Here is a 4148-nt window from a genome sequence, read left to right as displayed (position 1 = left end):
GGGAAACATCCTTGTCGTTCGAGCCGCTGTCGCTCGTCGGCGATCAGCGCTCCTCGAACCCGTGTCGCGAACGATGGTCCACCCGCTTGACCATCAGATCGTCGACGGGTGGATTCTGCGCGACGTCCGAGATGTTCCGGCGGACGAACTGGTGGTGCTGGACCGCGATGCTGAGCAAGAACACGAAGGTTTGATTCTCCTTGGTGCTGACCTCTCCGCTGGGCGTGCTGAGCACTTTGTTCACGAGCAGCTTGCAGAACGCCGGGTCGAGGACCTCGTTGTTCGCGAGCTCGCGCTCCGATCGAACGAGCTCCAGGTACTCCGGTCGGCTGCTGGCGAACGCTTTGCTGTCCGGCGCTCGGTAGGGATATTTTCGTTTCCGGGCGTTCTCTGCCGGCAACGCGCGCGCGAACGCCTTCCTGAGCAGGTATTTCTCGTCCGTTCCATCGTCGAATTTCAGATTCACCGCGGCCGAGAGCTCGACGACGTCCGGGTCGAGAAATGGACACCGGTTCTCCACCGAGTGCGCCAGCGCCATCCGATCTCCCTGCGAGGAAAGCAGATAGCCCGGCAGGAGACTTTGATATTCCAGCCACTGGGCCTTTTCCGTGTCCGACAGGCCTCCGAAGGAGCCGTGCTCCGCGATCAGCCTCTGAACCGGCTCGAGCGCGTCGGTCCGCGCCCTCAGCAGACGTCGCGAGAAGAGGCCGTTCTGGATGCGCAGCTCGTGCGAAAACAAGCCCGGGTAACGCTCCTCGGAGAACGGCTGGTAGAGTCCCAACAGCTCGGTGGCTTCCCGCCCGGCGTAGTGCTTGAGATACGGATACAGCTGACGCAGCCGAGCCAGCTTGCCGGCCTCGTCGAGGCTGTTCCAGGCGCGGCGCAGCAAGGTCTCCTTGAACAGATCGTAACCCAGGAAGGCCTCGTCCGCGCCTTCGCCCGTGAGCACCACCTTGATGCCGTCGTCGCGCACGAGCTGCGACAGCAGGTACATCGGGACGAGCGCCGTCCTGAACACCGGCACTTCGGCGTGAAAGACGGCCGCCGGGAAGCTCCCGGCGATCATCTCGTCCGTCACGCGGACGGCGCGGTGCCGGGAGCCCACGTGAGCCGCCATGCGCCGCTGGTCGGACGTTTCGTCGAACTCGGCGTCCTCGAATTCGACGGAGTACGTCCGGAATCTACCGGTGGCCCGCTCGGCCAGGATGCTCGCCACGATCGACGAGTCGAGCCCCCCGCTCAAGTACATCCCCACCTCGACGTCGCTTCGCAGGCGGAGCTCCACCGCGCGCCGGAGCGCGGCGCCGACTTCCTCGAGCGCCTCCGCCTCGGAGCGCACCTCGCGCGGCGCGACGAAGTCGATCCGATGGTAACGGTGGATCTCCAGCCCCGAATTCGAGATCTTCACGTAGGATCCCTGGGGCACCTGCCAGACGTCCTTGAACCCGCTCTGGTCGGCGATCGGCGTCCACAGCGTCAGGATCGACGCGAGCTGGCGAGGATCGAGCTCGAAGGAGAAGTCCTCGACCGCCAGGAAGCTCTTCATCTCGGACGAGAAGAGCACGTGGGATCCATGCCTCGCGTAGAAGAGGGGCCGCTTGCCGTATCGATCGCGGGCGAGGTACAGCGCCTCCTCGCGCCGGTCGTACAGCGCGAAAGCGAAGCCGCCGTTGAACCGACTCAGGCATCGCGCGCCCCACGCCTGCCACGCGCGGAGGACCACCTCCGTATCCGACTCGGTCGAGAAGCGATAACCGAGCGACTTCAGCTCATCTCTGAGCTCCACGTAGTTGTAAACTTCTCCATTGTAGCAGAGGATAAACCGCTCGTCGGCGTCGCTCATCGGCTGCTGCCCGGTCGCGACGCCGACGATGCTGAGCCGCACGGTCCCCATGCACACGCGGTCCGAGAGGTAGATACCTGCCTCGTTGGGACCTCGATGCCGGATGAGCCGCAGCATCTCCGCGAGCCGCTCTTCCGTGGCGGTCCGCGGCAGGTGCTCTCCGTAGAACCCCGCTATTCCGCACATTTGGCGTGCTGCGCTTCATCGAGCTTCGCCTCGACGGTTGCGACGATCGCGGAGAGCGTAGCCAGCACGTTCGACAGGAGCTCGCCGTTCGAAAACGTGATCTGGAAATTCTTCTGCAGGAAGTCTATCAGCTGCATGTAGCCGAAGGAATCCATGATTCCTGCCTTGAAGAGGTCCGTCGACTCGTCGATCTCCTCGTTGAACGTGAAGAGGAATGTCCTTTGCATGTACTCAACGATCTCTGACTTGACCATTCTAAATACCCGCAGTTTGGGGAGTTGATACCGCAAGAGGCGGCCGCTCGAGCAAGCTCCCGAGTCGAGCTGGAGGATTCCAGCAGGCGACGCCGATCTTTCGCGCGACGTGCTCGGCGGCGCTGAGTAGCTTCCTGTCTTCACCGAGCCGCCCGACGACTTGAACACCGATCGGCATCCCCTCCTTGCCCCCCCCCAGCGGGATGACGATGCTCGGATTCCCCAACAGGTTGAGCGGGTACGTGAAGCCGATCGAGGCCTCCCAGTAGCTGAGCTTCTTCGTGCGACCCCGCGAAGTGACCGGGATGCCCCGCCCCGTTTTTCGATGATCGAAGGCGGTCGACGGCGTGGCCGGCAGCACCCAGCAGTCGCAGCCTTGCAGGAACTCGTCCATCGTGCGCTTCAGGGCCGACTGTTCCCGCTTCAGTCGCTCGTAGCTCCCGCGCGCGCCGCCACGAAACGGGGACCGCATCGCCTCAGACGCGAAGAACAGCGGCAGCAAGGCGGGCGAGATGTCCTCGGGCGCGAACTCGAACATGTACAGCCGCATGTACGTGGAGAACAGCCTCTCCAGAGCGAACGGCGGCGCGACCTTCTTCACGTCCGCTCCTGCGCGGGTCAGAAGCGAGAACGTCTCGTCGAGCACTCGGGCGACCTCGTCGTCGATCACCTGCGTCGTGAAGTCCTGCGTCCAGAAGATCCTCGGCGGCGCCGCAGGCGCTCCCGTCGGCGTCGATTCGCCGGTCAAGACCTCGTAGCAGAGCGTCAGATCGCGGATCGAGCGCGCGATCGGCCCGATGACCGTGAGGCTGTCCGGTCTGGCGTGCGTCTCGTCGTGCAACGGGAGGTGACCGTCTCTCGGGATCTTTCCGATCGACGTCTTGAGGCCGAAAACCCCGCAGTAACTCGATGGGATGCGTATGCTGCCGGCGGTATCGCTGCCGATGCCCAGCGGCGACATTCCGAGCGCCACGGCTGCCGCCTCGCCGCCCGAGCTGCCGCCTGCCGTCCGGCCGACGCCCCACGGATTGTTCGTGACCCCGAAGACCTTGTTCGTCGTCTGGACATCGCTGCAGAGCGCGGCGCAGTTCGTCTTTCCGATGACGATGGCGCCGGCTGCCTTCAGCTTGTCGACGACCCAGGCGTCCGTGTCGGGGACGAGCCGGGCGTACTTGGGATGACCGGCCGTCGTTCGCAAGCCCGCGGTCAGCAACGCGTCCTTGATGGTCACTGGCACCCCGTGCAGCGGCCCCCTCACCCTGCCCTCGCGCAGCTCGGCGTCCGCCTCGCGGGCGGAGCGGAGCGCTCGCTCCTGGTCCACCGTGACCAGAGCGTTGAACCTCCCGTTAAGGCTCTCGATGCGCTCGAGGTGCGCAGCAATCACCTGTTCGGATGACAGCTCCCTCGCCCGGATCGCCTCGGCCAGCGAGAGCGCATCGTAGCTCGTCAGGCTATCAGTGAGTGAACGACCGATGTTCATCATAGCTCGTGAGTCTATCAATAAAAGACAGACCCATGCTCATCGCAGCTCGTCAGGCTATCAGTGAGTGTCCGACCCATGCTGCGAATTGACAGTGACTTATGCGCTCAACATCCACCCCTTCATCAATGCGCTGATGGGGATTCCGATTCTGGCACGCACTCGCAGGGATTCCCTGGATCGGGGATGCCTCGCCTCGTGCGGTGCGGGCCATCTCACAGGGCGCGATGGGGTTGTTAGCACGCTGACAGGCGATGCGCAAGGTTGAAGGTGCAGCGATCGCACGACGGAGCCCTCATCCTGTCAATGCCAGAGCCTGGCAATGGCTGTTCGCCGACCCGCAGGACGCCCAGCCATCGCGATTTCGAGCCAACGCCGGCGTCAT

At 64.1% G+C, this 4148-nt stretch carries 3 protein-coding genes; all 3 read right to left on the bottom strand.

Going from position 1 to position 4148, the window contains the following annotated elements:
- Positions 1 to 43: 43 nt before the first annotated feature.
- From asnB to WME85_RS07435, 3 genes are read right to left on the bottom strand one after another with little or no spacing between them, the layout of a single operon-like run.
- Positions 44 to 2029 (bottom strand): asparagine synthase (glutamine-hydrolyzing), encoded by a 1986-nt coding sequence (gene asnB, locus WME85_RS07445; protein ID WP_437836509.1) that lies wholly within the window; start codon positions 2027 to 2029, stop codon positions 44 to 46.
- Positions 2017 to 2256: an acyl carrier protein gene (locus tag WME85_RS07440; RefSeq protein ID WP_437836508.1), complete on the bottom strand. Its 240-nt coding sequence runs from the start codon at positions 2254 to 2256 to the stop codon at positions 2017 to 2019. The genes asnB and WME85_RS07440 overlap by 13 nt, the downstream gene beginning before the upstream one ends.
- Positions 2257 to 2284: 28 nt before the next feature.
- On the bottom strand, positions 2285 to 3766 hold the full coding sequence (locus WME85_RS07435) for an amidase (RefSeq protein WP_437836506.1): 1482 nt from the start codon (positions 3764 to 3766) through the stop codon (positions 2285 to 2287).
- Positions 3767 to 4148 lie beyond the last annotated feature (382 nt).

This window comes from Sorangium sp. So ce1153 (genome assembly GCF_051521595.1).
Lineage (GTDB): Bacteria > Myxococcota_A > Polyangia > Polyangiales > Polyangiaceae > Sorangium.
Note: the sequence above shows the minus strand (reverse complement) of the source record. Positions and strands in the feature narration are given on the sequence as shown.

Excerpts from the sequence above, each read along its gene's own strand:
- asnB (WP_437836509.1), bottom strand. The coding sequence starts at position 2,029 with ATGTGCGGAATAGCGGGGTTCTACGGAGAGCACCTGCCGCGGACCGCC.
- WME85_RS07440 (WP_437836508.1), bottom strand. The coding sequence starts at position 2,256 with ATGCAAAGGACATTCCTCTTCACGTTCAACGAGGAGATCGACGAGTCG.
- WME85_RS07435 (WP_437836506.1), bottom strand. The coding sequence starts at position 3,766 with ATGATGAACATCGGTCGTTCACTCACTGATAGCCTGACGAGCTACGAT.